The 22,722-nt window shown below is 42.2% G+C and carries 23 protein-coding genes and 1 pseudogene; 13 read left to right on the top strand and 11 right to left on the bottom strand.

Annotated features, from left to right (window positions below; all coding sequences use genetic code 11):
- Positions 1-105: 105 nt before the first annotated feature.
- Positions 106-861, bottom strand: coding sequence for a response regulator transcription factor (locus LG003_RS15485; protein ID WP_112879296.1), 756 nt, complete (start codon positions 859-861; stop codon positions 106-108).
- A gap of 265 nt (positions 862-1,126) precedes the next feature.
- Between LG003_RS15485 and uriH the strand changes: the two genes are divergently transcribed.
- The gene (gene uriH / locus LG003_RS15490) at positions 1,127-2,077 is read left to right on the top strand and encodes a uridine-preferring nucleoside hydrolase UriH (protein WP_112879297.1); all 951 of its coding nucleotides are present in this window, start codon (positions 1,127-1,129) and stop codon (positions 2,075-2,077) included.
- Positions 2,078-2,129: 52 nt separating this feature from the next.
- Here the strand turns inward: uriH and LG003_RS15495 are convergent, their stop codons facing one another.
- Positions 2,130-3,119 (bottom strand): glycosyltransferase, encoded by a 990-nt coding sequence (locus LG003_RS15495; protein WP_262981114.1) that lies wholly within the window; start codon positions 3,117-3,119, stop codon positions 2,130-2,132.
- A 567-nt stretch (positions 3,120-3,686) separates the two neighbouring features.
- Between LG003_RS15495 and LG003_RS15500 the strand changes: the two genes are divergently transcribed.
- Positions 3,687-4,883, top strand: a complete 1,197-nt coding sequence (locus LG003_RS15500) for an aspartyl protease family protein (RefSeq protein ID WP_112879299.1) — start codon at positions 3,687-3,689, stop codon at positions 4,881-4,883.
- A gap of 193 nt (positions 4,884-5,076) precedes the next feature.
- On the opposite strand, the gene LG003_RS15505 is transcribed toward LG003_RS15500, so the two are convergent.
- A complete protein-coding gene (locus tag LG003_RS15505) occupies positions 5,077-5,244 on the bottom strand; it encodes a helix-turn-helix domain-containing protein (RefSeq protein ID WP_049582902.1) in 168 nt (55 codons plus the stop codon).
- Positions 5,245-5,461: 217 nt separating this feature from the next.
- On the opposite strand from LG003_RS15505, the gene xreR2 reads away from it, so the two are divergent.
- The 3 genes from xreR2 (at position 5,462) to ccdB (ending at position 6,419) form a co-directional block, all read left to right on the top strand.
- The gene (xreR2, locus tag LG003_RS15510; RefSeq protein ID WP_036811682.1) at positions 5,462-5,671 is read left to right on the top strand and encodes a cell morphology transcriptional regulator XreR2; all 210 of its coding nucleotides are present in this window, start codon (positions 5,462-5,464) and stop codon (positions 5,669-5,671) included.
- Positions 5,672-5,891: 220 nt separating this feature from the next.
- The gene (gene ccdA / locus LG003_RS15515) at positions 5,892-6,110 is read left to right on the top strand and encodes a type II toxin-antitoxin system antitoxin CcdA (protein ID WP_112879300.1); all 219 of its coding nucleotides are present in this window, start codon (positions 5,892-5,894) and stop codon (positions 6,108-6,110) included.
- Positions 6,111-6,419: a type II toxin-antitoxin system toxin CcdB gene (gene ccdB / locus LG003_RS15520; RefSeq protein ID WP_112879301.1), complete on the top strand. Its 309-nt coding sequence runs from the start codon at positions 6,111-6,113 to the stop codon at positions 6,417-6,419.
- Positions 6,420-6,568: 149 nt separating this feature from the next.
- On the opposite strand, the gene xreR1 is transcribed toward ccdB, so the two are convergent.
- Together xreR1 and LG003_RS15530 are read right to left on the bottom strand one after the other, a co-directional pair.
- Entirely contained in the window at positions 6,569-6,805 is a 237-nt protein-coding gene (gene xreR1 / locus LG003_RS15525; RefSeq protein ID WP_112879302.1) for a cell morphology transcriptional regulator XreR1, read from the bottom strand.
- A 321-nt stretch (positions 6,806-7,126) separates the two neighbouring features.
- Positions 7,127-7,789 (bottom strand): GntR family transcriptional regulator, encoded by a 663-nt coding sequence (locus tag LG003_RS15530; protein WP_112879303.1) that lies wholly within the window; start codon positions 7,787-7,789, stop codon positions 7,127-7,129.
- A gap of 436 nt (positions 7,790-8,225) precedes the next feature.
- On the opposite strand from LG003_RS15530, the gene LG003_RS15535 reads away from it, so the two are divergent.
- The 8 genes and pseudogenes from LG003_RS15535 to LG003_RS15570 all read left to right on the top strand — a co-directional run bounded on the left by LG003_RS15535 (position 8,226) and on the right by LG003_RS15570 (position 17,683).
- A complete protein-coding gene (locus LG003_RS15535) occupies positions 8,226-8,954 on the top strand; it encodes a DUF969 domain-containing protein (protein WP_112879304.1) in 729 nt (242 codons plus the stop codon).
- The gene (locus tag LG003_RS15540) at positions 8,954-9,970 is read left to right on the top strand and encodes a DUF979 domain-containing protein (RefSeq protein WP_262981115.1); all 1,017 of its coding nucleotides are present in this window, start codon (positions 8,954-8,956) and stop codon (positions 9,968-9,970) included. The genes LG003_RS15535 and LG003_RS15540 overlap by 1 nt, the downstream gene beginning before the upstream one ends.
- A 9-nt stretch (positions 9,971-9,979) precedes the next feature.
- On the top strand, positions 9,980-10,627 hold the full coding sequence (gene pcp / locus LG003_RS15545; RefSeq protein ID WP_112879306.1) for a pyroglutamyl-peptidase I: 648 nt from the start codon (positions 9,980-9,982) through the stop codon (positions 10,625-10,627).
- A gap of 99 nt (positions 10,628-10,726) precedes the next feature.
- Complete coding sequence (locus LG003_RS15550; protein ID WP_112879307.1) at positions 10,727-11,485, top strand: LamB/YcsF family protein; 759 nt, start codon at positions 10,727-10,729, stop codon at positions 11,483-11,485.
- A gap of 17 nt (positions 11,486-11,502) precedes the next feature.
- Positions 11,503-13,116: a 5-oxoprolinase subunit B/C family protein gene (locus LG003_RS15555; RefSeq protein WP_262981116.1), complete on the top strand. Its 1,614-nt coding sequence runs from the start codon at positions 11,503-11,505 to the stop codon at positions 13,114-13,116.
- Positions 13,113-14,903, top strand: coding sequence for an ATP-binding protein (locus LG003_RS15560; protein WP_262981117.1), 1,791 nt, complete (start codon positions 13,113-13,115; stop codon positions 14,901-14,903). The genes LG003_RS15555 and LG003_RS15560 overlap by 4 nt, the downstream gene beginning before the upstream one ends.
- A gap of 1,196 nt (positions 14,904-16,099) precedes the next feature.
- Positions 16,100-16,859, top strand: a pseudogene (locus tag LG003_RS15565) (RtcB family protein).
- A gap of 5 nt (positions 16,860-16,864) precedes the next feature.
- Positions 16,865-17,683: a nucleotidyltransferase domain-containing protein gene (locus LG003_RS15570; RefSeq protein WP_112879700.1), complete on the top strand. Its 819-nt coding sequence runs from the start codon at positions 16,865-16,867 to the stop codon at positions 17,681-17,683.
- A gap of 162 nt (positions 17,684-17,845) precedes the next feature.
- Here LG003_RS15570 and LG003_RS15575 read toward each other — a convergent pair whose 3' ends face one another.
- The 6 genes from LG003_RS15575 to LG003_RS15600 form a co-directional block, all read right to left on the bottom strand.
- On the bottom strand, positions 17,846-19,012 hold the full coding sequence (locus tag LG003_RS15575; protein WP_262981118.1) for a glutathionylspermidine synthase family protein: 1,167 nt from the start codon (positions 19,010-19,012) through the stop codon (positions 17,846-17,848).
- A gap of 129 nt (positions 19,013-19,141) precedes the next feature.
- Complete coding sequence (locus LG003_RS15580; protein ID WP_262981119.1) at positions 19,142-20,032, bottom strand: DUF1190 domain-containing protein; 891 nt, start codon at positions 20,030-20,032, stop codon at positions 19,142-19,144.
- Positions 20,033-20,044: 12 nt separating this feature from the next.
- Positions 20,045-20,482, bottom strand: coding sequence for a DUF350 domain-containing protein (locus LG003_RS15585; protein WP_112879697.1), 438 nt, complete (start codon positions 20,480-20,482; stop codon positions 20,045-20,047).
- The gene (locus LG003_RS15590) at positions 20,483-21,145 is read right to left on the bottom strand and encodes a YjfK family protein (RefSeq protein WP_112879696.1); all 663 of its coding nucleotides are present in this window, start codon (positions 21,143-21,145) and stop codon (positions 20,483-20,485) included.
- A 65-nt stretch (positions 21,146-21,210) separates the two neighbouring features.
- Positions 21,211-21,894: a PspA/IM30 family protein gene (locus tag LG003_RS15595; RefSeq protein ID WP_262981120.1), complete on the bottom strand. Its 684-nt coding sequence runs from the start codon at positions 21,892-21,894 to the stop codon at positions 21,211-21,213.
- 20 nt (positions 21,895-21,914) lie between these two features.
- The gene (locus LG003_RS15600; RefSeq protein WP_112879702.1) at positions 21,915-22,301 is read right to left on the bottom strand and encodes a DUF2170 family protein; all 387 of its coding nucleotides are present in this window, start codon (positions 22,299-22,301) and stop codon (positions 21,915-21,917) included.
- Positions 22,302-22,722 lie beyond the last annotated feature (421 nt).

Here is a 22,722-nt window from a genome sequence, read left to right on the forward strand (position 1 = left end):
ATAGCCCGATTAGCATCCAACATAATCACCGGATTATCTGTAGCGCAGAGTCACATCACCATGTCCCTTTAGGGATATTTGCAACACAGTTTTAACATTTGTGACTCAGGCAAAATAACGAGTAGGTGGCACCATAAACAGGCTAAAAAGCTCTGCTTGTGATCTGATTTGTAATTTTTGATAAATATTTTTCCGATGGTTTTTCACCGTCCCCGTACTGATAAAAAGTTTCTCAGCAATCTGTGGTGAGCCTTTACCTTGCAATATCAACTCCACAATCTCACATTCTCTCGGAGTCAAGGCATAACGAGTCTGAGTATCCAGATAAACCATTTCAGCAGAAGGGGCTTGCTGCGTCATATCATCATGTAATCGCGCTACACTGCGGATAATTTCCAGTGTAGTTTTCAAGTTTTTCCGATGCTGTTTCTGGATGAAAAATGGCTGATTTTCCTTACCAAAAAACAGGCCAAGTTGCCTTTGGGGAGAGAGCTTCAGTAAAACCCCCGTTTCATCCTGCCAACCAGTTTTACGATAAAAATTCAGATAATAATCAGTATGATAAAACCCTGAAGGGACTAGTTCCCGTAAGGTAAATAGATCAGTGTCAGCCCCATCTATCAAGGCTTGATAGAACGGATCTTGCAGATAAGCGCCCTGTTGATAAATCTGATTTATTGCATCACTGTTTTTCTTCTCGGTTTTACTCAAACAACGCGGAGAAGAACCTTGTTCAAAGGCATAAACAATGGCGTTATCAAAAGTAATAAATTGTTCCAGCCAAGTCAGTAAATTAGGATAAAATTCACTGGTTGCCACCGATTCAATCACTGTTGATAATCTATCTACATGAATATCCATTCAAGCCCTCGCAATTATTCATAAATTAATAATAAATCCGAAGCAGATATTGCTCGCCAATTCCATAGCGAAACTATATAAAAATCACACTTAAACTGGCTCCACAACTCAATTATCGTTTATGTGTTAATCAAATCACAATTATGAAACATTTTACTAATTATTTATGAGAGCACCCACCCAGATCTAAGATTTTGTCACGGAATAGACGTTTTAACTGGATTATGCTCATTTTTTATATCACTTTCTCTGGCAAGGAGTAAAAATGACCACCAAAAAAATTATTCTTGATTGCGATCCGGGACATGATGACGCTATCGCGATGTTATTGGCGCATGGCAACCCTAATATTGAGCTATTAGCCGTCACGACAGTTGTCGGGAATCAGACACTGGATAAAGTCACTCACAATGCGCTGGCGATAGCGCATATTGCTGGTATTACCGGTGTGCCCTTTGCCGCAGGCTGTCATCGGCCATTAGTTCGCGAGCTCGAAACGGCATCGGATATTCACGGCGAATCTGGTCTGGGTGGCGTGAAGTTGCCTAAACACTCTCGAACTCTGGATCCTCGCCACGCCACTGATCTGATTATTGATACTATTATGTCTCATCCGCCCAAAACGGTGACTTTGGTTCCCGTTGGCAGCTTAACCAATATTGCTCTCGCCGTCCGTAAAGCACCGAAGATCGTTGAACGGGTAAAAGAAGTGGTATTAATGGGCGGTGGATATCACACGGCTAACAGAAGCGCAGTAGCAGAATTCAACATCAAAACCGATCCAGAAGCGGCACATATTGTTTTCAATGAAAAATGGCCATTGACGATGGTCGGCCTGGATCTAACGCACCAAGCACGGGCCACGCCAGAAATCACCAAAGCAATTTCACGTATTAATACCAAAGCGTCTCAATTTGTCGTAGAGCTACTGGAGTACTATGGTGAAAGTTATCAGAAGAGACATGGTTTCAACTGCCCTCCAATACATGATCCTTGTGCTGTCGCCTATATTATTGATCCTACAGTGATGACAACGCAAAAAGTCCCCGTCAATATTGAACTGAATGGTACCTTAACTGTGGGAATGACCGTAGCGGATTTCCGTTATCCACCATCAGAAGATTGCCATACCCAAGTTGCAGTCAAACTCGATCAACAGCGATTCTGGCAATTGATTATTGATGCGTTGAAAAACATCGGCGATACCTGCGATTAAGATGGAAAATAATCACAGGTAGGGAACGATAATAAAGCCGTTATTTTCACTATTAAACGGCTTTTAACACCGCTCTAAGTCGCGGATATCGACGAGCCAAACGCCAACGCAATCTAAATCCACGGGCATTTTTCCAGATCATTGACCAAATACCGCGCTCAAACAATTCATGCACCATTTGTTGCTTCATCGTAGAAGATTCTATCTCATTAATGGTATGCAAAATCCCTAGCCCTTCTTTCGCAATCTGCCAATGACACGCCGGAGCCTGCTTGACTTGCTGTGGATAACGCTGATTAATCTTATTCAGCATCTCCAAGATTTTCATATAGTGATGTGCTGTTCTTACCTTAATACCATCATCCGCAGGAACATGGGACACCGAAGCGGCGTGAATCAGATAATCATAAAAAGATTCATCAATATATTGCACCCGATTTGCCGTCAACAAGAGTTCTGTTGTCCACGGAATATCCTGATGATGCAACCCCGGTTCAAACTGATAATGATGTTTTGTCAGAAAAGCCCGTTTGTAGATATTCAGCCAAGTTACATGCAGGAATTTGCGTGAACTCAGTGCTTGTTGCAACCATTCTGGCCCGCTCAAAACCGCGGTAGAAGAGAGGCGCTCGGAAGGAAAAATCTTTCGAGCAGGCCGACCATCATCATAAACATAATGACCGTTGCAAGTAGCAATATCCAAATCATTATTCTGAGCAATCTCTAACAACCGGTTATACATACCCGGATAAATGACATCATCAATATCAGGGAAAGCCACATAATCACCTCTGGCTTTCGCTAACCCCGTGTTACGGGCAACAGAAACTCCTTGATTCTTCTGCGTGATAATTTCTGTCTTTGGGAATTTTTCGGCATATTGCTCAATAATCTGGCGACTATTATCCGTTGAACCATCATCAACCAAAATTAATTCAAAATCAGTTAGCTTTTGCCGAGATAAATTGACAAAAAACTGCGGTAAAAACCGCTTTCCATTATAAATGGATACGACAATGCTGAGTTTTAGTGATATAGACATAAAATCAATATATTCCTTTAGCCCAAAGGTGTTATTTTATTATATTGAGATCATCTGGATATTTATCAGAAAAATAATTTCCACATATAAATATAAATCCAATAAATATTCATTACCTTTACATTATACCTAAAATGATTTATAGTGATTTTTATTTCAAATTGTTATCATTGATATACACTATATAATCAAACACATCCAGATAATTTATCTTTTAATGCTACCTCTATTGCCAATTAATTATTCTATAAATATCGCCATTAATAACTTTTACCGTTCACATTTATCAATAGCCGATATTTTCACCAATATTACCGTTGAAACCAATAATAGTTCAACCGCAGTTAAACAATTATTCACTACATTTCACATCAACTAATATAATGATGTTATTGTTTATCTTTGGCTTTAGTACAAAGCAGATAATAATATTTGCAATGAAGCTAAGCTGATAACGCGTACTACCTTAGGTCATACGCAACATTTTATTGCTTCCCGTGCATTATGTTGGGTTTTACCGGACCCTAGATTTTCATCTTCCACTCCCTAGAAAAGGAATCTAATATTATGAAAAAACAGGAAAAGATAGCCTCTCGGTCAATTATTACCGCCAGTTTGCTGACACTAATAACGGGCTGTAGCCATATGGAAAAAATCCATATGCCAGAAGAAAACAAACCCGTCCTTTCTACTAAGCTGGACATCCATCAACCAACATCGATCATTGTTCCTGTCACTATCTCCGGTAAAAAATATCAATTCTTGCTGGATACTGGCGCCAGTTATACCTTCATCGATAATAAGCTGGCAAAAACGCTGACACAAACCACACCAGAATCAAAAATACCGGTTACATTCCACCGTATGCTATCCGATGGACTGGTTACAACCAGTGAAAAACGCTTACACAAAGCTGATCTAACATTATGGCAACCCCTGGCAATTATCCTAGGTAATCATACGGTGCTGGGTTCTGATCCCTGGATTGGCATTGACATGAGTCTCTTTAATCAGTCCCTTGGTCAAGAACTGGATGGTATTCTCGGAATTGACACTTTTCGTCAGTTAAACTGGGAAATAAATAACCTGAACCATACATTGACAGTATGGCGCCATGCGCCTTCAATCCTAAATTATCAACAATGTGAACCTTACAGTGATAGCTACGGCAAATCCCCCGCAATCCAGATCTCTAATGTCGTTTTTAATATAGATACCGGGGCTGATTACAGCTATGTTTCTAAGGAATTTATTGAATATCTGAAAAAAGAGCACAAAGATAAAATTTCTGAAGGAACCAGTGTCAAATACGCGTCCGCCGGTGGGCTTGATAGTAGCAAAGAATACCTGATTGATGGTTTGTATTTACAGCAACTGCCGGTAGGTCGTCTGAGAATTGGCGAAAATAAAAATGATCTCTACAATCTTGGTATGAGTTTCTTCTCGCGTTTTGATGATTATCTGTTTATCCCAAATAAAATGCTGCTCTGCTTTAACGCCAAAAATTTCACCCGTTATGACAACCCACTACTTCGCACAATTGCAATCCGCTATTTTAATAACAAAGTAGAAATATTTTACAACGATCCAAAAGATATTGAAAAATTTGGATTAAAGAACGGTGATATTGTACTGGAAGTTAATGGTCAACCAGCCCTTCCTAAGGATATCACCTACCTTCGCAATCAGTTGTCAGAGACCCCATCGGGTAAATTGACCATAAAAATTGAACGAGATAACACCCAGAAAATTATCACCATTTAATAAAGCTATTTATTGAGGGAGATATAGGTTCTTCCTCAATAAACTTATTCAAATGGGCAGAAGGGATTTATGGAAGCCTCCATGTCTGCTTTTTCTGGGCGGCCAAATACTCAACCAAATCACCATAGGTAATTTCCTCCAATAAAAAGATTAAGGTAAGAAAATTTCTAAGAAATGAAGGGGAAAGCAACTGTTAGCCTTTTGATTTAGTGCTGAAATCAAACAGATCTGTTAGCTCAATCTGTAAACCATTCGCAATAATATTGATGATTTCCAGCGTAGGATTTCTAACCCCACGCTCAATACCGCTGATATACGTCCGGTCGATTCCACATTTATCGGCAAAAGCTTCCTGAGACATGCCAGACGATTGCCTGAAATACCTAACTCTTTGTCCAAAAAGAAATTTTACAGCATTTGGCTTTTTCATCCGATAAGTATCGAATTATGTTACTTATCAGACCACGGACTATGAGTCACTTTTTGCGACAAGTTATGTTATCATATGTGACTTATAGTCTACTATGTAACGACTTACCTTTTCATATCAAAGTTATCCGTAACGCAGAGGATTAATAATGAAAAATCAGGACTGGCACCCAGCAGACATTATCGCCGAGCTGAAAAAACGGGGAACATCATTAGCCGCCGTTTCAAGAGAGGCAGGGCTAGCATCATCTACCCTTGCTAATACCCTGCAACGCCGCTGGCCTAAAGGTCAACGGCTTATTGCCGAAGCTTTAGATTGCGATCCCGCTGAAATATGGCCTTCGAGGTACACAAAGTAAGTGGCTGTAGAGCAAAACGAGGCAGTTTATCAACAAGATAAGCTGCCTCAATCTACTTTATACCACTCGGTAAGAATAATGATTACTTGTAACTGCTTGCATTTATCTTTTCCTGCTCGCAATCCATTTCCTCATGCGAACGTAAAAAATAAGGTTGCCTTTTGTTTTCACGAAATACATACTTTTAATGTGTACTTAAAGTGTGTTTTTGAGGTGTGCTATGAAGCATAGAGTTAACGTAACGGTTGATAAAGAAAATTATCTGATCCTGAGTTCAGCCGGTGTAAACATTTCAGGTTTTGTTAATGAAATCATGACCAGAGAAGCTCAACGAATCAAAGCTGAAAGTTGGAAAGCAGATAATCGCAAAGGAATGGAAGAAGTTGCTCAATTTATTGAACAATATGGCTCATTTGCTGATGAAAACAGGAACTGGTAAATGCAATTTATTGTTTATCAATACAAACGGAGCGAAAGCAAATACAGTATGTTTGTTGATGTACAAAGCGACATCATTGAAACACCAGGAAGGCGTATGGTTATTCCTTTGGTTGAAACGCATCATTTTTCAAGCAAGGTGAGTCGTCATCTATTTCCTATAGTGCAAATCAGAGATGAAAATTACCGACTTTTAACAACAGAACTTTCGAGTGTCTCAGAAAGCGTAATCGGAGAGAAAATCACTGATGTGAGCCAATGGTCATCTGATATCAAAGATGCGCTTAATCTCTTGTTTTGGGGAATTTAACAGAAACGATTCAGATCCGTGACTGTAACAACAGAATAAAATCTTCTAACGGAGGAGAGACGATAAAACAATAAAACAACAAAACAACAAAACAACAAAACAACAAAACAACAAGAATGAGTAAAAACTCAATACTCAAATAAAATCGACTAACTCTTTTTCTCTGCGTCAAAGTCAAACAGATCTTTTAATTCGATCTGTAAACCACTTGCGATGACATTAATAACTTCAAGCGTGGGATTCCTGACGCCGCGTTCGATGCCGCTGATATAAGTGCGATCAAGCCCACATTTATCGGCAAAAGCTTCCTGAGACATACCAGATGCCGTTCTGATATATCTAACTCTTTGCCCAAAAATGGATTTTATAGTGTCAGGTTTTTTCATTCGATAAGTATCGAACGGCGTTACTTATCAAACCACGGACTATAAGTCACGTTTTCCTGTAATTCATGTTACTAATATGAATTACCGCAAAAATACGATGAATGATGTTTTTAATAACCACATGATCGATTAAAAAGTTCGACATCATGGCACAAAAGGCATATATAACTTCTCTTAGCATTGACTTCCTTGATCTCTATAAACACTATCGCCTTTGTCTGGAAAGGCACCAAACAAACATAACGTTACAAAGGAAAAATATGAAAAAATTTTAAATAAATTTGCCAATCTAGCCGCAGGTATTATCTTAATCTTTATTTATTAAGCACGATTTTTGCGCGTATAAGCCGCTAATACAGTACGTTCTGACTGTTCCAGATAGCTTTTTAACTCAGAGGCCGCACTTTCTGGTTCACCTTTCTCAAGTAACGCAAAAATATGGGCATTCTGATCAATATAAGGAGCATAAAAAAGTTCAGGATCGTTCAGATAACCAAAAGCCAGACGCAATTCCGCAGAAATATGCCCATAGAATGTTATCAACCGTTCACTGTCAGTAAGTTGAACAATAGCGGAATGAAACGCCATATTTGCGGTTCCAACACCGATCCAGTCCTGAATATCACGACACTGTTTCGCCATTTCAATTGCCCTACGCATGTGTCCAACCGCAGGATGCATAGGGTAAGACTGCTCTAATGCCTGACATTCAATAAGCCGTCGGACTCGATAAATATCAATAATAGAAGCGATACTCGGTGTGGCGACGAAAACACCACGGTTAGGTTCATATCGCAGTAACCCTTCCTGAGTCAGTATCCGAAAAACCTCACGTAATGTATTACGCGATATCTCAAGCTGTTCGCTCAAAACCGTTTCTGACAGTCGTTGACCGGGTGATAGCTCTCCAATAATCAGCTTTTGCCGGATAATATCTGTTACTTTTTCACTTAATATCTTAGGAGCGGAATTATCTTTTTTCATAATGGTTAGTCGAAAGGGCGTATGATGACCCAATCCAGCCACGAATTACCAGTCTTAAAGCAATAAAAGGATGGCAGGAATCTTCACACATTCACCTACTGTCAGCAAGCATAGGGATCTAACCCGCTTACTGTTTTCTACGCCAGAATGATTATTGCCTCATGATAGTGCATTAAACGCACCATAATAGAGCATCATTATTGTAAACAGTGATCTGCATTTCATTTCCATAATAAAAAAATAATTTATTTTGCCTATTCTTTCGCCTCACTCTATTTATTGTTCAACAATATAAAAATAATACTTTAACAATAAATGAAAATTATCCAACGATGGTACGCATATTGCTTAGATATAAATTTATCTACCACACAGGAATTCAGCCTATGACGACACAGCAAGCAACCGCAATTTTTATCTACCGAGGTGAGACAACATGCAACAGATCGTGAATCTATGGCCGTTGATTGGTATCGCAGTTATTGTCGTGGGTTTTTTACTTAGGTTTAATCCAGTATTGGTGGTAATTGTCGCAGGGATCATCACCGGGCTGGCAGCACATATGTCGATCACAGAGATTCTGGAAAAGCTAGGTTCCGGCTTCCTCAATACCCGAAATTTGCCACTAATTTTGCTGTTGCCGCTGGCAACTATCGGCCTTTTGGAACGGCACGGTTTAAAAGAGCGGGCTCAGACCTGGATTAGCAATATTAAAACAGCAACCGCAGGACGTTTGCTAATCATCTATCTGTTTATTCGTGAAACAACCGCTGCACTAGGGCTGACCAGTTTAGGAGGACACCCACAAATGGTGCGTCCCTTGCTGGCACCGATGGTCGAGGGAGCGACGGAAAACCGTCATCATGACCTGCCTGACGATGTACGTTATCGCCTGCGGGCCATGTCGGCAGCAACCGACAATGTTGGCCTGTTCTTCGGTGAGGATATTTTCGTCGCCTTTGGCGCAATCATCTTTATGCATAACTTTATGCTAGAGTCTGGCGGCATCCAAACAGAGCCGCTACATATCGCCATGTGGGGAATTCCTACCGCCATCTGTGCTTTTCTGATCCACGCTTTCCGCTTGTCTCGTCTTGATCACCAGATCGCTGCCAAACTGGCAGCACTGAATGATATGGACAAAAATCGAAGGAAGGTGGAGTAATGTTTCAGCAACAGTATCTTTATTGGCTGGCAGGCGTGATTCTGTTAGCTGTGGCAGTAATGTCCTGGCGTGACCACACCAATCCTCGCCGCCTGACCACCAGCTTGTTCTGGGCGCTATATGGCATCGTGTTTCTGGTAGGCGACTGGACTTACCGCTTAATAGCACTATGGGCAGACAGCGAAGCCGAAGCCCAAAAGATGTTGCATATCAGTGTGGGGCTGATCGTCGTATTGATGGCACTGACGGCAGGTTTTGGCGGTGTACGATTGGGTAGCTACCCTCAACGCACACCTCAGCAACGGCAGGAAAGCGCCTCCCGTTTGGGTAATCGTCTATTTCTTCCCGCACTGGCAATCCCTATCGTCACGGTGACAGGCGTATTACTGTTTAACCACGTTCCTGGATTACAACAAGCTCTGTTCGGTACCGGCAACCATGCCACGCTGGTGACGCTATTTTCCATGACAATCGGCTGCCTAGTCGGATATGGCATTACACTAAAAATGACGCGTGAAGGCGTAGCTCAATCAACCCAAGAAGCGCGTCGCCTGCTGGACGCTATCGGCTGGGCGTTTATCCTGCCACAGATATTAGCGACGTTAGGACTATTATTTACCGTAGCAGGTGTCGGTACCGCCATTTCTCACCTGACAGAGCACTATTTGGCAGTAGATAACCGATTTATCGCGGTGGCGACATACATACTCGGCATGGCGCTATTGACGATGATCATGGGCAACGCCTTCGCCGCGTTCCCGATTGTCACCGCCGGGATCGGCATTCCCATTCTGGTACTGCAACATGGCGGCAATCCGGCGGTTATGGCCGCCATCGGCATGTTCTCTGGCTATTGTGGCACATTGATGACCCCAATGGCCGCAAATTTCAATATCGTTCCGGCCGCGCTGCTGGAATTACCCAATCGCAATGCGGTCATTAAAGCACAAACTCCTACTGGAATAACGCTGCTGATTACTAATGTTTTTTTGCTCTATTTTTTGATGTTTTTGTAAGGAGATCCCATGAAAACCGTTCTAATTACCGCTTTTGAACCTTTTGACAATGAAACCATCAATCCATCGTGGGAGTCAGTCAAACAACTGCAAAACCAACAACTATCTGGAGCACATATTGAGACACGACAGCTCCCATGTGTATTTAACACTTCTCTAACTTGCCTATGCACTGCCATTGATGAGATACAACCTGAACTGGTCATTGCGGTGGGACAAGCAGGTGGCAGACCAGATATCACGGTGGAACGCATAGCGATTAACATCAACGATGCACGTATTCCCGATAATCAGGGCAATCAACCCATTGATACCCCTATCGTGGCAGCAGGACCCGCTGCCTATTTCGCCACCCTGCCGATTAAAGCGATCGTCAGTGGCCTGCAAACCGCAGGGCTCCCCGCTTCGATTTCACAGAGTGCTGGCACATATGTCTGCAACCATGTCATGTATGGCCTACTACATCATCTGGCACTGACTTATCCCAAAGTACGTGGTGGATTTATCCATATTCCCTACCTGCCTGAACAGGCGGTAAAACACCCCGGTACACCAAGTATGACGCTGGAAACAATAACAACAGCCCTGAAAATCGCTATCAAGCAAGCATTAGAAAACAGTGAGGACATAGTTACTGGCGGAGGAACGATTCATTAATTCAGCGTCTATCGGCGTAGCGGATGCTATCTGTAGAACTGATAAGCATCCTGAATTTTTTACTCCTTTTTTGAATATCATTTTATTGGAGTCACGACTATGAACATTATTGATTTAAACAGTGATCTTGGCGAAAGCTTTGGTCAATGGAAAATGGGCGATGATAACGCCATGCTGAGCATTGTCACCAGCGCCAATGTAGCGTGCGGATTTCATGCGGGTGATCCTGCCGGGATCCTTCAAACTTTAAAAGCTGCCCGTGAAAATCAGGTGATTATTGGTGCTCATGTGTCTTATCCAGATCTTGTCGGATTTGGTCGCCGTAATATGGATGTTTCCAGCAATGAGCTGATCGCGGATGTTATTTACCAGATTGGCGCGTTAAAAGGTTTGGCAGCGGCGGCAGGAACCACCGTAAGTTATGTTAAACCGCACGGTGCACTGTATAACACGATTGCCCATGATGAATACCAAGCCCTTGCCGTTATTACGGCGATTCGCGAAGTGGATGACAATTTAGCGCTGGTTGGATTAGCCGGCTCAAAAATATTGGATTTAGCGAGGGAAAAAGGCTTGCGTACCGTTGCGGAAGCCTTTGCTGACAGAGCTTACACTCCACAAGGCACGCTAGTTTCCCGCCGGGAAAAAGGGTCTGTGCTTCATGACGCTAATCTCGTTGCCCGACGCATGTTGCAATTGGTGACCGAAGGGGGAGTTGAAGCCATTGATGGCAGTTTTACCCGTATTCAGGCAGATTCCATCTGTGTTCATGGTGACAGCCCAGATGCAGTAGAAATGGCACGTCAGGTGAAACTAACCCTGCAACAAGCCGGGATCACCGTACGCTCCTTTATTTAAATGCCCAGGAGTATCTAGTGCGTTTTTTACCTGTTAATTTAGATGCCATTATTGTCGAGCTTCATGATCTGAATGAAACGCTGGCGTTATTTGATTCACTTAACACCTGCTCTATTGCTGGCGTAGAAGAAATTATTCCGGCGGCCAGAACACTGTTGATTCGATTTCGTCCCAATGTTGTTTCCACCGTCAAACTTGCCAAAGAAATCAATGGCCGCAACCTGAATACACTGGATAGGACAACAGGGAAACTCGTTGAAATCCCGGTGTATTACAATGGTGAAGATCTGGCGGAAGTGGCAGAAATTCTCGGCATCACTACCCAAGAAGTTATCAAGCGACATACAGAAAGTGAGTACACCGTTGCTTTTACCGGATTCGCCCCCGGGTTTGCCTATTTAGTCGCAGATTCAAACCATTTACATGTCCCTCGCCGAATGACGCCAAGAGCCCGCATTCCTGCGGGATCAGTTGGTCTGGCTGGAGAATTCAGTGGGATATACCCTCAAGCCAGTCCGGGAGGATGGCAAATCATCGGTATCACGCCAGAGCGCATGTGGGATCTCTCACGTTCTCCCTCTTCCCTGTTACAACCCGGTTTCCGGGTACGTTTCAGAGATCAAGGCAAAGGCGCCGCAATCTCTATCACTAAACCCAAAACCCCTGTTGCCCCCATAAAGGACGTTCTATCTTCACAGGTTGATAAACACTCCTCGCTGGAAATCCTAACCACTGGAATACAAACACTTTTTCAGGATTTAGGGCGTTCAGGGCAAGCTAGTTTAGGTATTTCCGCTGCCGGCGCGCTAGATAAAACCGCGCTGAGAAGTGCCAACCGGATCGTCGGTAATCCTTCGGATAACGCATGTCTGGAAATTGTGCAAGGAGGATTAAGCTTTATTTCTCATGGCAATGTCATTATCGCTGTCACAGGTGCTGACTGCCCAATCACTGTTCAAACAGCATCTGGCCGCAAGTTTCAGGTTGCTGGCTATCAGCCTATTGATCTGAGTGAAGGTGATACAGTGACACTAGGAACGCCCAAAGCGGGAGTGCGTTCTTATTTAGCTGTGCGTGGCGGCTTTGCCAAGCAACCTATTCTCTCCAGCCTCTCTTACGATACGCTGGCACACATTGGCCCCAAGCCAATCGCTATAGGCGATATTTTGGATATTCTTACTGTGACGCAGGGTTGCGCGGTATCAATGGATGAAAGGCCGGCTTTTAATATGCCTACTTCTGACGATATCGTTACACTGGATATCATTCTGGGGCCGCGTACTGATTGGTTCACAACAGAAGCGCTATCCCTGCTAAAAAGCCAACTTTGGCAGGTTACACCACAATCTAATCGAGTCGGTATTCGCCTGTATAGCGACACACCACTGTCGCGTCTTAACCATAAAGAGTTACCGAGTGAGGGAACGACCACCGGAGCAATTCAGGTTCCCGCCAGTGGTCAACCAGTTTTGTTTTTAGCAGATCACCCTTTGACCGGTGGCTATCCAGTCATTGGTTCCGTTGCCAGCTACCATCTCGATCTTGCGGGACAAATTTCTGTCAATGCCCGTATCCGCTTCAACCCAATCACTGAATTTCACGAAATAAAAGAGAGCGATTGCTGCTCATGAGTACCGTAATCACCATGAATATTAAAAACCATCCCATGAAAAAAGTTTTGATTGCTAACCGCGGTGAAATTGCCGTCCGTATCATCCGTGCCTGCCGGGATTATGGTTTACAATCTATCGCCGTCTACGCTGATTCGGACATCAATGCACAACATGTACAATTGGCTGATGAGGCTTACAGTTTAGGCGGAAACAGCCCCGCAGATACTTATCTTAATATTCACCAATTATTGGATATTGCGAAACGTTCAGGTGCCGACATAGTACATCCCGGATACGGATTTCTGGCTGAACGGGCAGAATTTGCCCGTGCAGTTATTAATGCGGGGTTGGTCTGGGTTGGTCCTGAACCAGAGACAATTGATATTCTGGGTGACAAAGTTAAAGCACGCAAAATTGCCCAACAGGTAGGCGCACCACAGGTTTCAGGTACAGAAGAACCAGTGAAAAACGCAGAGGAAGCTCTGGCGTTTGCCGAACAATATGGCCTGCCAATTGCAATTAAAGCAGCATATGGCGGTGGCGGACGTGGCATGAAAGTGGCGTGGCGGCTCGATGAAGTCACCGAACTCTACAATTCGGCTGTTCGTGAAGCAACAGCGGCCTTTGGTCGTGGAGAATGTTTCATTGAACAGTTCCTAGATAAACCTCGTCATATTGAAGCGCAAATTCTGGCTGATAAACATGGCAATGTGGTAGTACTTGGTACACGAGATTGTTCACTACAACGGCGTAACCAAAAATTGGTGGAAGAGGCACCAGCCCCATTTTTGACCGAACATCAGCGCCAGCGTATCCATCAAGCGGCACAGGATATTTGCACCGCCGCCCGTTATATCGGAGCCGGTACTGTGGAGTTTCTCCTCAATGTAGACGGTACAATTTCTTTTCTGGAAGTGAATACTCGCTTGCAGGTCGAACATCCTGTCACCGAAGAAACCACAAGGATCGACATTGTGGTAGAACAATTTCGGATTGCAGAAGGTAAACCTTTATCATTGACCTCAACACCGATCTCTTTAGGCCATTCTTTTGAGTTCCGTATTAACGCCGAAGATGCAGGTAAAGGATTTTTACCGACGCCCGGAACCGTGACGGTATTTTCTCCCCCTTCCGGCCCAGGAATAAGATTAGATTCTGGTGTTGCAGCAGGTTCCACCATCCCTAGCACTTTTGATTCGCTGATGGCTAAATTGATTGTCACCGGACCAACCCGACAACAAGCTATTGCCCGTGCGCGACGTGCATTACAGGAATTCAACATTGAAGGCGTTGCATCAGTATTGCCTTTTCATCGAGCGGTAATGGAACATCCTGATTTTATTTCCGATGACACATTTAACGTTCATACACGTTGGATCGAAACTGATTTTATCAATGATATAAAAATATCTCCGCGTCAGGAAAATCATTATCAAGAAAAGGTAACACGTACTTTTATTGAAATTAATGGCCGTCGGCATGAACTGGGACTACCCGCCGGATTATTAAAAGGGCTTTCATTGCCTGATTCTAAGCAAAATTTCATCACTGAGAGCAAAGGTAGTGAAGCTGAGGAGACAATAGCAGTATCGAATCCCGTCTCAGCACCAATATCCGGCGTTTTACAATCCTGGTATGTGCAGGAAGGTGATGAAGTTAAACAAGGTGATGTCATTGCTGTCATGGAAGCAATGAAAATGGAAACGCAACTTACCGCACATCGTTCTGGGAAAATCGTTATCTATGCAGAAGAAGGCGGTTATCAACAGGCAGGAAATGTGCTGGCAAGTATTAACGATGATTAATAATGATGATATACCTGTTATCTTTCAAGTTGCCTCTTTGTTGGCTGCATTCGCTCCCTTGCCGTCGCGATGCATCTTGAAATCCATAGGGTATAATCGCCAAATTAGTCAAAATTAATTGGCTAATTTGACACATAAATTCACATTGCTCAATACAACATCAAATTGTGCGGATAATTTCCGCATAATTTTAATGAAGAGATTAAAATTAAAATGCAAGCAATACCGTGAAAAAGAAGCTAATTAAATCATTTATAAGTAGGAAAAAATAACTATTAATGGCAATATCTCTAACCATTTCATTAATATTGTAAATAAGATAGATAAATCATTACACAATTTAACATTTGTTTATTTGTTATATCTAATGAATTATGAATAAAATTATTTTGTTTTTATCCAGAAGAATATTTATAAAATATTTTCAATATCATACATTTCAATTAAAAATTTAAAAGTCATTCAAGTTATTAATAAACATGAAAATATTTCAATAAAATTAAAAACAACGATAACATAATTTACTAATGATTATTAAGTGATAACAGCCATATATATTTATCTAGCGAATGACAAACAGTGTGATAATTTGTGACTATTTTTACATATATTTAAACAATAAGAAATCATTAACTCATTATAAATTATCAGTTATAAATAGTGTATGAGTTTATTTTTCACATTTGACAATATAAATTCACTCACCAAACAAAAATAAAACTCATAATTAAAAATATATAATTATATCAACAAGATAATATTACTTATTTAACACCCACTCATATCCACATAATAATTACGCATATATCATATACATCTATTTGAATAGTATATAAACTCACTATTACAACAACATCATAATATTAAATAATTAAATTGTTTTACATTCCCTTTACAATTATCAACATAATGTAAAACTATAATAAATTCATATACGATTTTACAAACACATTTTTATATAGATTAGCATCACAAATTCAACATTACGCAACAAAATAATAACTCAAATAATTGCAATTACCATTAAACAGAATACTATATTAATAGTGAAATAAAATTTTCATTTACAATATTTTCCTAATAGTTCAAAAGAAAACCAAGATAAAAAATAAATTCAGAAGCATTGATTAAAAAGGAAAAATATTCGTTACTTTAAATTATAATAATAGTGGCGAATGAATAACCAGGAGAACAATGTGAGAGCAAACGATTACGAGTTGATGACCGCGCCAAACAGCGCACCCGTAAAAATGTGGACTCATGGCGTACCCGTAGAAGCAGAGGCTCGTGAACAACTATTAAATACAGCAAAAATGCCGTTCATCTTCAGTCATTTAGCCGTTATGCCTGATGTACATCTTGGTAAAGGTTCAACCATCGGCAGTGTCATCCCGACTCGTGGGGCGATTATTCCATCCGCAGTAGGCGTAGATATCGGCTGTAGCATGATGGCAGTACGTACCTCATTGAATGCCAAAGATTTACCGGACAATCTATATGCTATCCGCCATGCTATTGAAATCGCCGTACCACATGGACGCACGGTAAACCATAGCAGTAAATTGTCACCACAATTATGTGCAACAGGAGCAACACTTCGGCCAAAACGTGTTAGTCACACGTAAAGGTGCGGTCGCAGCACACCAAGGCGTCATGGGCATCATTCCTGGCTCAATGGGTGCGAAAAGCTTTATCGTACGTGGTCTGGGAAATGAACAGAGTTTTTGCTCATGCAGTCACGGCGCTGGCCGAGTATTAAGCCGCACAGCAGCGAAAAAACGCTTCACAATAGAGGATCAGAAGCGTGCCACGGCACACGTGGAATGCCGCAAGGACAGCGACGTCATCGATGAAATTCCGATGGCTTACAAAGACATTGAGGCCGTAATGGCCGCTCAGTCTTCACTAGTAGAAATCGTTCACACCCTGCGTCAAGTGGTTTGCGTAAAAGGATAATCAAGATGAAAGAAAAATTTGGTATCAGTGACATCATGAAGCAACACATATGCCAAAAACTGGCGCAACTTGAGACAGAGCTGCAAATACGAATACTCTACGCCTGTGAATCAGGTAGCCGCGGTTGGGGATTTGCCTCGACAAACAGTGATTACGATGTACGTTTTATTTATGTACATGCGCCATCATGGTACTTACGTGTCGATCCCTCTCGGGATGTCATTGAACTACCGATCAGTAACGAGCTGGATATCTGTGGTTGGGAACTGCGTAAAACTTTAGGGCTGCTGAAACGAGCCAACCCGACACTGATGGAGTGGGCAGACTCACCGGTAATCTACTACGAAGACGTGGAGTTCATGGCGGTACTACGTGCCCTATTACCAGACTATTTCTCCAACAACAGAGCGCGATATCACTATCTGTCAATGGCAAAGAAAAACTTTCGTAGTTACCTGAAAGGCGAGAAAATTCGGCTGAAAAAATACCTTTATGTACTACGCCCATTGCTGGCGGTACGTTGGATCGAAGCTGGTAAAGGTGTCCCCCCGATGCGCTTCGACACCCTACTGGCCGGAACTGTTACAGACGCAGCGCTGATGCAGGAAATACAGACTCTGCTTGCCATCAAACGTAACGCTGACGAAACGGAGTATAGCCCACGTTTTAAACACATTCATAACTTTATCTGCCGCGAATTAGATGATTCAGTTACCCGCTGCGAGCTCAAAGACAAAAAACACCTCCCAGATACCGAATTGGATTTACTTCTGATGCGCACAGTACTTCACCATAATAATAAAGAAGAAGGAGAATACATGTAAAAAAACGGATGAAAATCATACAAATATGACATTTCAGCAATAAAGTTAGATGTTTACTAAGAGCCAGAAAGCAGGGTATTCCACCCTGCTCCAGAAATAAATATATCAATTCTCTATTTTAGACAGGAAAATTTATGAAGAAGAAACAGATAGTTAAAATCATTAACCTAAAATAATGTGAGGCACAAATCGTGATGTATCCTTCGTGATCCTGCCAATATCCTCCCTGATCGATAGACCCGCAGGCGTATCATTAATAAGCCAACTACCGATGAGGACATGGATATTACCGATCTTTGGCAATGGGGTGTACTGCTGGACAATATAGCCCTCCTCACCGTAAGGACCATCTACTTCTTCAACCACTCTGCCATCTTGATGAATACTGATATTCGCCCCCTCACGGCTGAATATCGGCTTCATGACGTAATGAGTCAGATGCTTGGCTTTTGGATCATCGGCAAAATAAGCTTCAAGCAGATTTGGGTGTCCCGGAAACATCTCCCAAAGCAATGGCAAAATTGCCTTATTCGAGGTGATACATTTCCATATTGGCTCGAACCAGTTAACCCCCGCCGTAACCAAGTGTTGAGCGTATTCTTCACGAAACATGAACTCCCACGGGTACAACTTGAATATAGAATCAATGATCTTGCTATTACTATCCGCAAACTTACCACACTCGCTGAGTCCAATATCCTCAATGTAGACAAACTCAGTATGAATACCTGCATCTCTGGCACAATCAGCCATGTAATCGACCGTACCCTTGTCTTCCTCTGTGCCCTTACAGCAAGCAAAATGAAGCGTGTTGAATGGCAAAAAGGGTTTCAGTTCACAGAAGCGATCAACAAGCAACTCTTGTAGTAAGTTGAACTGATCAGCAGCATGAGGCAATTCACCACGGTTAACCTTATCTTCCAACCACAGCCAGCTAAAAAAACCATGTTCATAAATAGAAGTCGGTGTATCTGAGTTAATTTCCAATAATTTAGCCGGGTTTTTACCATCATAGGCAAAGTCAAGGCGACTATAGAGACTTGGATCTCTGCGCTTCCAAGATCCACGAACCAATGACCACATTGCTTCTGGAATTTGGAACTTAGCCATCAACTCATCACTGTTAACCACTTGCTCTACTGCTTGAAGGCTCAACTGGTGGATTTCCGCTGTCGGAGCTTCAATATGTTCTTCAATCTGCTTGAGAGTAAACTGGTAGTAACGGTCTTCCGTCCAGTACGGCTCATTATCGATTGTATGGAAACCAAACCCAAATTCTTTTGCTCGCACTTTCCAATCATGACGAGGTGTTGTTGGGATCTGAAGCATGACATTAACCCTTTGATAATGCTTATTTGAATCTTGGAAAAAATCATCGCACAAACACTTAATTCAGCAATAATGCCTCGATGCAAAACACTGATAACAAAAAGCCTGCTAATAAAATGTCAGCGCCGGTTAACCACCCCAACTGTATTTAGCGGAAGATATTGAACCAAAACCACCAGAAGACTTGGTAGTGACGATTGGCTTGCTATCATAGCCGCCAGAATAACGGGAATCGCTGCTTTTAAACCTCTGCTCCTTTTCACGTATCAAGCGCTCGCGATACATTCTCTCTTTATGCTTACGCGCTGAATAATCACCGATTTCATCAACGATCTCAGATGCGATATAAGCAGTTGATCGGGAGTTTAGTACAGGGTTTATACCTGCAACAACATTTGCATTCGTTCCAACTTGAGAAACTTCTCGTTTCTCCATTGGCAGGCGAACCGTCTCCAGCGGCTGCAAATAACGTCGGTTCATCTCGTACTGGATATTGCCAATATCGGAATAGACGCCAATAACCTTACCATCAGCGAAAAAAAGCTTACCGTACAAGTCGCCATAGCCTGATGTTGAAGTAAATAGTGGCTGGTAGAACACATTGCGATACTTTTCCGCAATGTCGTACTTGTTAAACTGTTCTGGTTTCACCTCCGCCATCATAAAGGCGGCCATCTTCGGGCGATAACCTACGGCCCCCGGCATTGCTTCACACTCACCGTACTCCAGCTCACACATAGCTTTCCGGCGAAATTTCTGCGAAGTACGCTCCGCTTCGCGTAATGCTGCTTGGTATGTAGTTTCACATTGAGCAGCGATCGTATTCTTCGGATTATTCTGACAAGACGCCAAATCCTTATAAACATGAATTGACAGCTCATCCGCCGATTGGCCACAACCAACGAGTGAACCGACACTGAGCGCCAATGACGTGAAGGAGAAACCACGCCAATATTTACGCTTACTCTCAATGTTAATGGCTGTGCTGCGCATTCTGCGCTTTTTATTCCCGTTCGTCATACAATCCCTAAATCAGTAAGTCATGCAGGCTGCGTTTAAAAGACCAACAGAAATTGACACCGCCGCCAGCACAACCGCGGCAGGGACCTCATTATTCTCAATGCGGGATACAATCTTTGGCATCATGAATATGCGAACCATGAAGAAGCCAGCAATCTGAGCCAACAGCGCAACAACACTCCACATCACGAAATCAATAACCCCCACAGAGTTGCTTGCTGCACTTGCAATGGCGATGCTGTAACCAACCAGCGCGCCACCAAGCGATATCGCAGCGGCACTATTCTTCTCTTCCTTAATAAGTTTCCATTCATCATGCGGAGTAATTATTGTGTAGATGAACTTGAAAACAATGAAAAAAACCAGCGCCAAACCAAAACACAAACCAAAATTGCCTACACCATGCATAAATTGAGTGAAAGCCTGTTCTTCATTTTCCAATGTGATCATTTATGCCACCACTTTAAAATCAGTTTGGTTAAGTTGAATACCGGTGCTCAGTACCATCAATCTATCCAGATGACTCCCTACAACTTTTTCTTCTCCCACAACCTGAAGTTCTTCTGTTCTGTTATGAGCAACCTGACGCGTATACACCATCACAAACTGATCAGTTTCGGTTATGTGACCCTCTTTACTGTAAGTTTTTTCGGTAACAGCCACAGGCTTAATGTTGTCCCATAACTGAGAGAACTGGGTACCATCGAGATCATATCGTCTGCTTGGTGTAACGATACCGTTTTCAATCAGCGCATCCCATTGAGCTTGTGAATCGATCGGTTTAGTTTCGTAAAAATACCACAGGCTCACTTCCTTCACGCCGTCATCCCCCTCCCCTTCTTGAAGCACTTGAAGGTAACCTTCGTCATCCGTGTAATAACGAACCAAACGCACGTTATCACCTAAGTCGACAACACCAACGGAACATATAAGCTGAGTTGAAGCTGCATTTTCGATCGTTAGGTCAAATTCAATCAGTTTTAGCATTAGCGGGTCTATCTCAAGTGCACCACCAATACGCAAACCTAATACTTCCGGCACCTTTGGAACAACAGGCGCAACCGCCTTACCCCCGAATGCGCTCTTAAACGCATCTACGATTTTGGAAAGCATAGAAATATCTCTTGATAGGAAGATCCCACTTTAAAAAGCAGGATCTTGATTTAACAACTGGGTATTTACTTGCCAAGAATACGAGCAAGTTCATCTTCTGCGGACATAGAACTTGAAGTTATGCCAGCCTCTTTAAGCTTTTTATCCAGATCGCTAGAAGTCATACTATCGTGGAGTTCCTGCTGAGCCTCGAACTGAGCCGCTTTCTCAGCCTGACGTGACTTGATACGCTCAAGGGAATCAAGGGCGGTAGATGTTTTTAAAGAAGCGCCAACGACAGAACTGTGAGTCGCTGCCTGGGCTTTCTGCACCTGTTCAGTTGCCTTAACCAAATCAACTTGGTTCTCAAGCTGAGACACCTTCTTTTTCGCTTCTTGCACAATGTGTCGGTGCGTCGTTTCAGCCTTCTGGAACGATTCAAACAACCCTTGTTCTCTTTCCAGTTCGTCACGCAAGGTCGCAACTTTCTGAGCACACTCCAGAGCAAGCCCATTATCACCTTTACCCGCAGCAGAGCGAGCATAACCCTCATACTCTGTGATACTGTTTTTGATATCTGAGACCTTTTTCTCTGCCATTTTTCGCTTAGCAATAATGCTAACCAGGCTTTCATCCGCACGGCGGATTTCTGCTTTTGCTTCTCGGATTTCCTGATCAAGAATCGTCAGTGCGTTGCCATCAGCAACAGCTTCTGCCGCGTTATTTACCGTTCCTTTGATTGCCTTAAAAAGCTTTTTCCACACGTTCATTAATATTTGCCTCTATATTGTTATTTTAGGAACTCAGAATACGCATCAAGAAGTTCAGTGATGTTGGCAAACAACGTAGAGACTTCGATGACAACGCTTTCTTGTTTTGATTCTGATGACAATGAACCAAAAGCGGTATAGTAAGATTGACCATCTACTTTAGTTATTCCAACTGAAGTCAGAGGAATCATCTTGTGCGTTTCTAAAATAAACTGATTTAAAGAAGCGGGATCTAAAACATTCTCTTCTGAAAACAGTAATGCTTCCACTGTAATTTGCCTGCCACAAATAGCCAGATGAGCTTTAATTCCGTCTTCGTTAGTAATTGCAAGACATTCACCTATTTGCTCTACACTCCAGTTGTTACCGGATTCATTAAGAGCTTTAATCACTTGATTTAATTCCAAACTATCTACTCCACTGGTTTGTTTTATCATTAAAATCAGTATATTAAGTTTAAATTATCATCAGATTAAACATTTTTCAATAAGTATTGTATTAAAAGCGCACAACACCTTAAATACTGCATATTCACTAAACAGGGTTAAAATTTTATACCATTTGCTAAGTGACCTTTTAATACCTAAATACCACCTGCACAGAACACTATGAGAGAGCTCGCATGTAAAAACTCAACCCGCTCGCTTATACTAAGGTTGGTTACCTACAGCTTAAACGTATAACCGTGGACAAGATAAATAGAGAATTACGGGGTAAAATAAAAATTTCCAGTAAAATCAACTTAGGCTAATAAAAATATCCATTTTGGTTATCCGTTTACTCAAGCTAATATCGAAGCTAAAATATTTTTCATCATCCCGTTTATCT

Source organism: Photorhabdus kleinii (assembly GCF_025384885.1).
Classification (GTDB): Bacteria; Pseudomonadota; Gammaproteobacteria; order Enterobacterales; family Enterobacteriaceae; genus Photorhabdus; species Photorhabdus kayaii.

Bases quoted from the DNA above. Each gene is read 5' to 3' on its own strand.
- LG003_RS15485 (WP_112879296.1), bottom strand. From the start codon at position 861: ATGGATATTCATGTAGATAGATTATCAACAGTGATTGAATCGGTGGCA.
- uriH (WP_112879297.1), top strand. From the start codon at position 1,127: ATGACCACCAAAAAAATTATTCTTGATTGCGATCCGGGACATGATGAC.
- LG003_RS15495 (WP_262981114.1), bottom strand. From the start codon at position 3,119: ATGTCTATATCACTAAAACTCAGCATTGTCGTATCCATTTATAATGGA.
- LG003_RS15500 (WP_112879299.1), top strand. From the start codon at position 3,687: ATGAAAAAACAGGAAAAGATAGCCTCTCGGTCAATTATTACCGCCAGT.
- LG003_RS15505 (WP_049582902.1), bottom strand. From the start codon at position 5,244: ATGTCTCAGGAAGCTTTTGCCGATAAATGTGGAATCGACCGGACGTAT.
- xreR2 (WP_036811682.1), top strand. From the start codon at position 5,462: ATGAAAAATCAGGACTGGCACCCAGCAGACATTATCGCCGAGCTGAAA.
- ccdA (WP_112879300.1), top strand. From the start codon at position 5,892: ATGAAGCATAGAGTTAACGTAACGGTTGATAAAGAAAATTATCTGATC.
- ccdB (WP_112879301.1), top strand. From the start codon at position 6,111: ATGCAATTTATTGTTTATCAATACAAACGGAGCGAAAGCAAATACAGT.
- xreR1 (WP_112879302.1), bottom strand. From the start codon at position 6,805: ATGAAAAAACCTGACACTATAAAATCCATTTTTGGGCAAAGAGTTAGA.
- LG003_RS15530 (WP_112879303.1), bottom strand. From the start codon at position 7,789: ATGAAAAAAGATAATTCCGCTCCTAAGATATTAAGTGAAAAAGTAACA.
- LG003_RS15535 (WP_112879304.1), top strand. From the start codon at position 8,226: ATGCAACAGATCGTGAATCTATGGCCGTTGATTGGTATCGCAGTTATT.
- LG003_RS15540 (WP_262981115.1), top strand. From the start codon at position 8,954: ATGTTTCAGCAACAGTATCTTTATTGGCTGGCAGGCGTGATTCTGTTA.
- pcp (WP_112879306.1), top strand. From the start codon at position 9,980: ATGAAAACCGTTCTAATTACCGCTTTTGAACCTTTTGACAATGAAACC.
- LG003_RS15550 (WP_112879307.1), top strand. From the start codon at position 10,727: ATGAACATTATTGATTTAAACAGTGATCTTGGCGAAAGCTTTGGTCAA.
- LG003_RS15560 (WP_262981117.1), top strand. From the start codon at position 13,113: ATGAGTACCGTAATCACCATGAATATTAAAAACCATCCCATGAAAAAA.
- LG003_RS15570 (WP_112879700.1), top strand. From the start codon at position 16,865: ATGAAAGAAAAATTTGGTATCAGTGACATCATGAAGCAACACATATGC.
- LG003_RS15575 (WP_262981118.1), bottom strand. From the start codon at position 19,012: ATGCTTCAGATCCCAACAACACCTCGTCATGATTGGAAAGTGCGAGCA.
- LG003_RS15580 (WP_262981119.1), bottom strand. From the start codon at position 20,032: ATGACGAACGGGAATAAAAAGCGCAGAATGCGCAGCACAGCCATTAAC.
- LG003_RS15585 (WP_112879697.1), bottom strand. From the start codon at position 20,482: ATGATCACATTGGAAAATGAAGAACAGGCTTTCACTCAATTTATGCAT.
- LG003_RS15590 (WP_112879696.1), bottom strand. From the start codon at position 21,145: ATGCTTTCCAAAATCGTAGATGCGTTTAAGAGCGCATTCGGGGGTAAG.
- LG003_RS15595 (WP_262981120.1), bottom strand. From the start codon at position 21,894: ATGAACGTGTGGAAAAAGCTTTTTAAGGCAATCAAAGGAACGGTAAAT.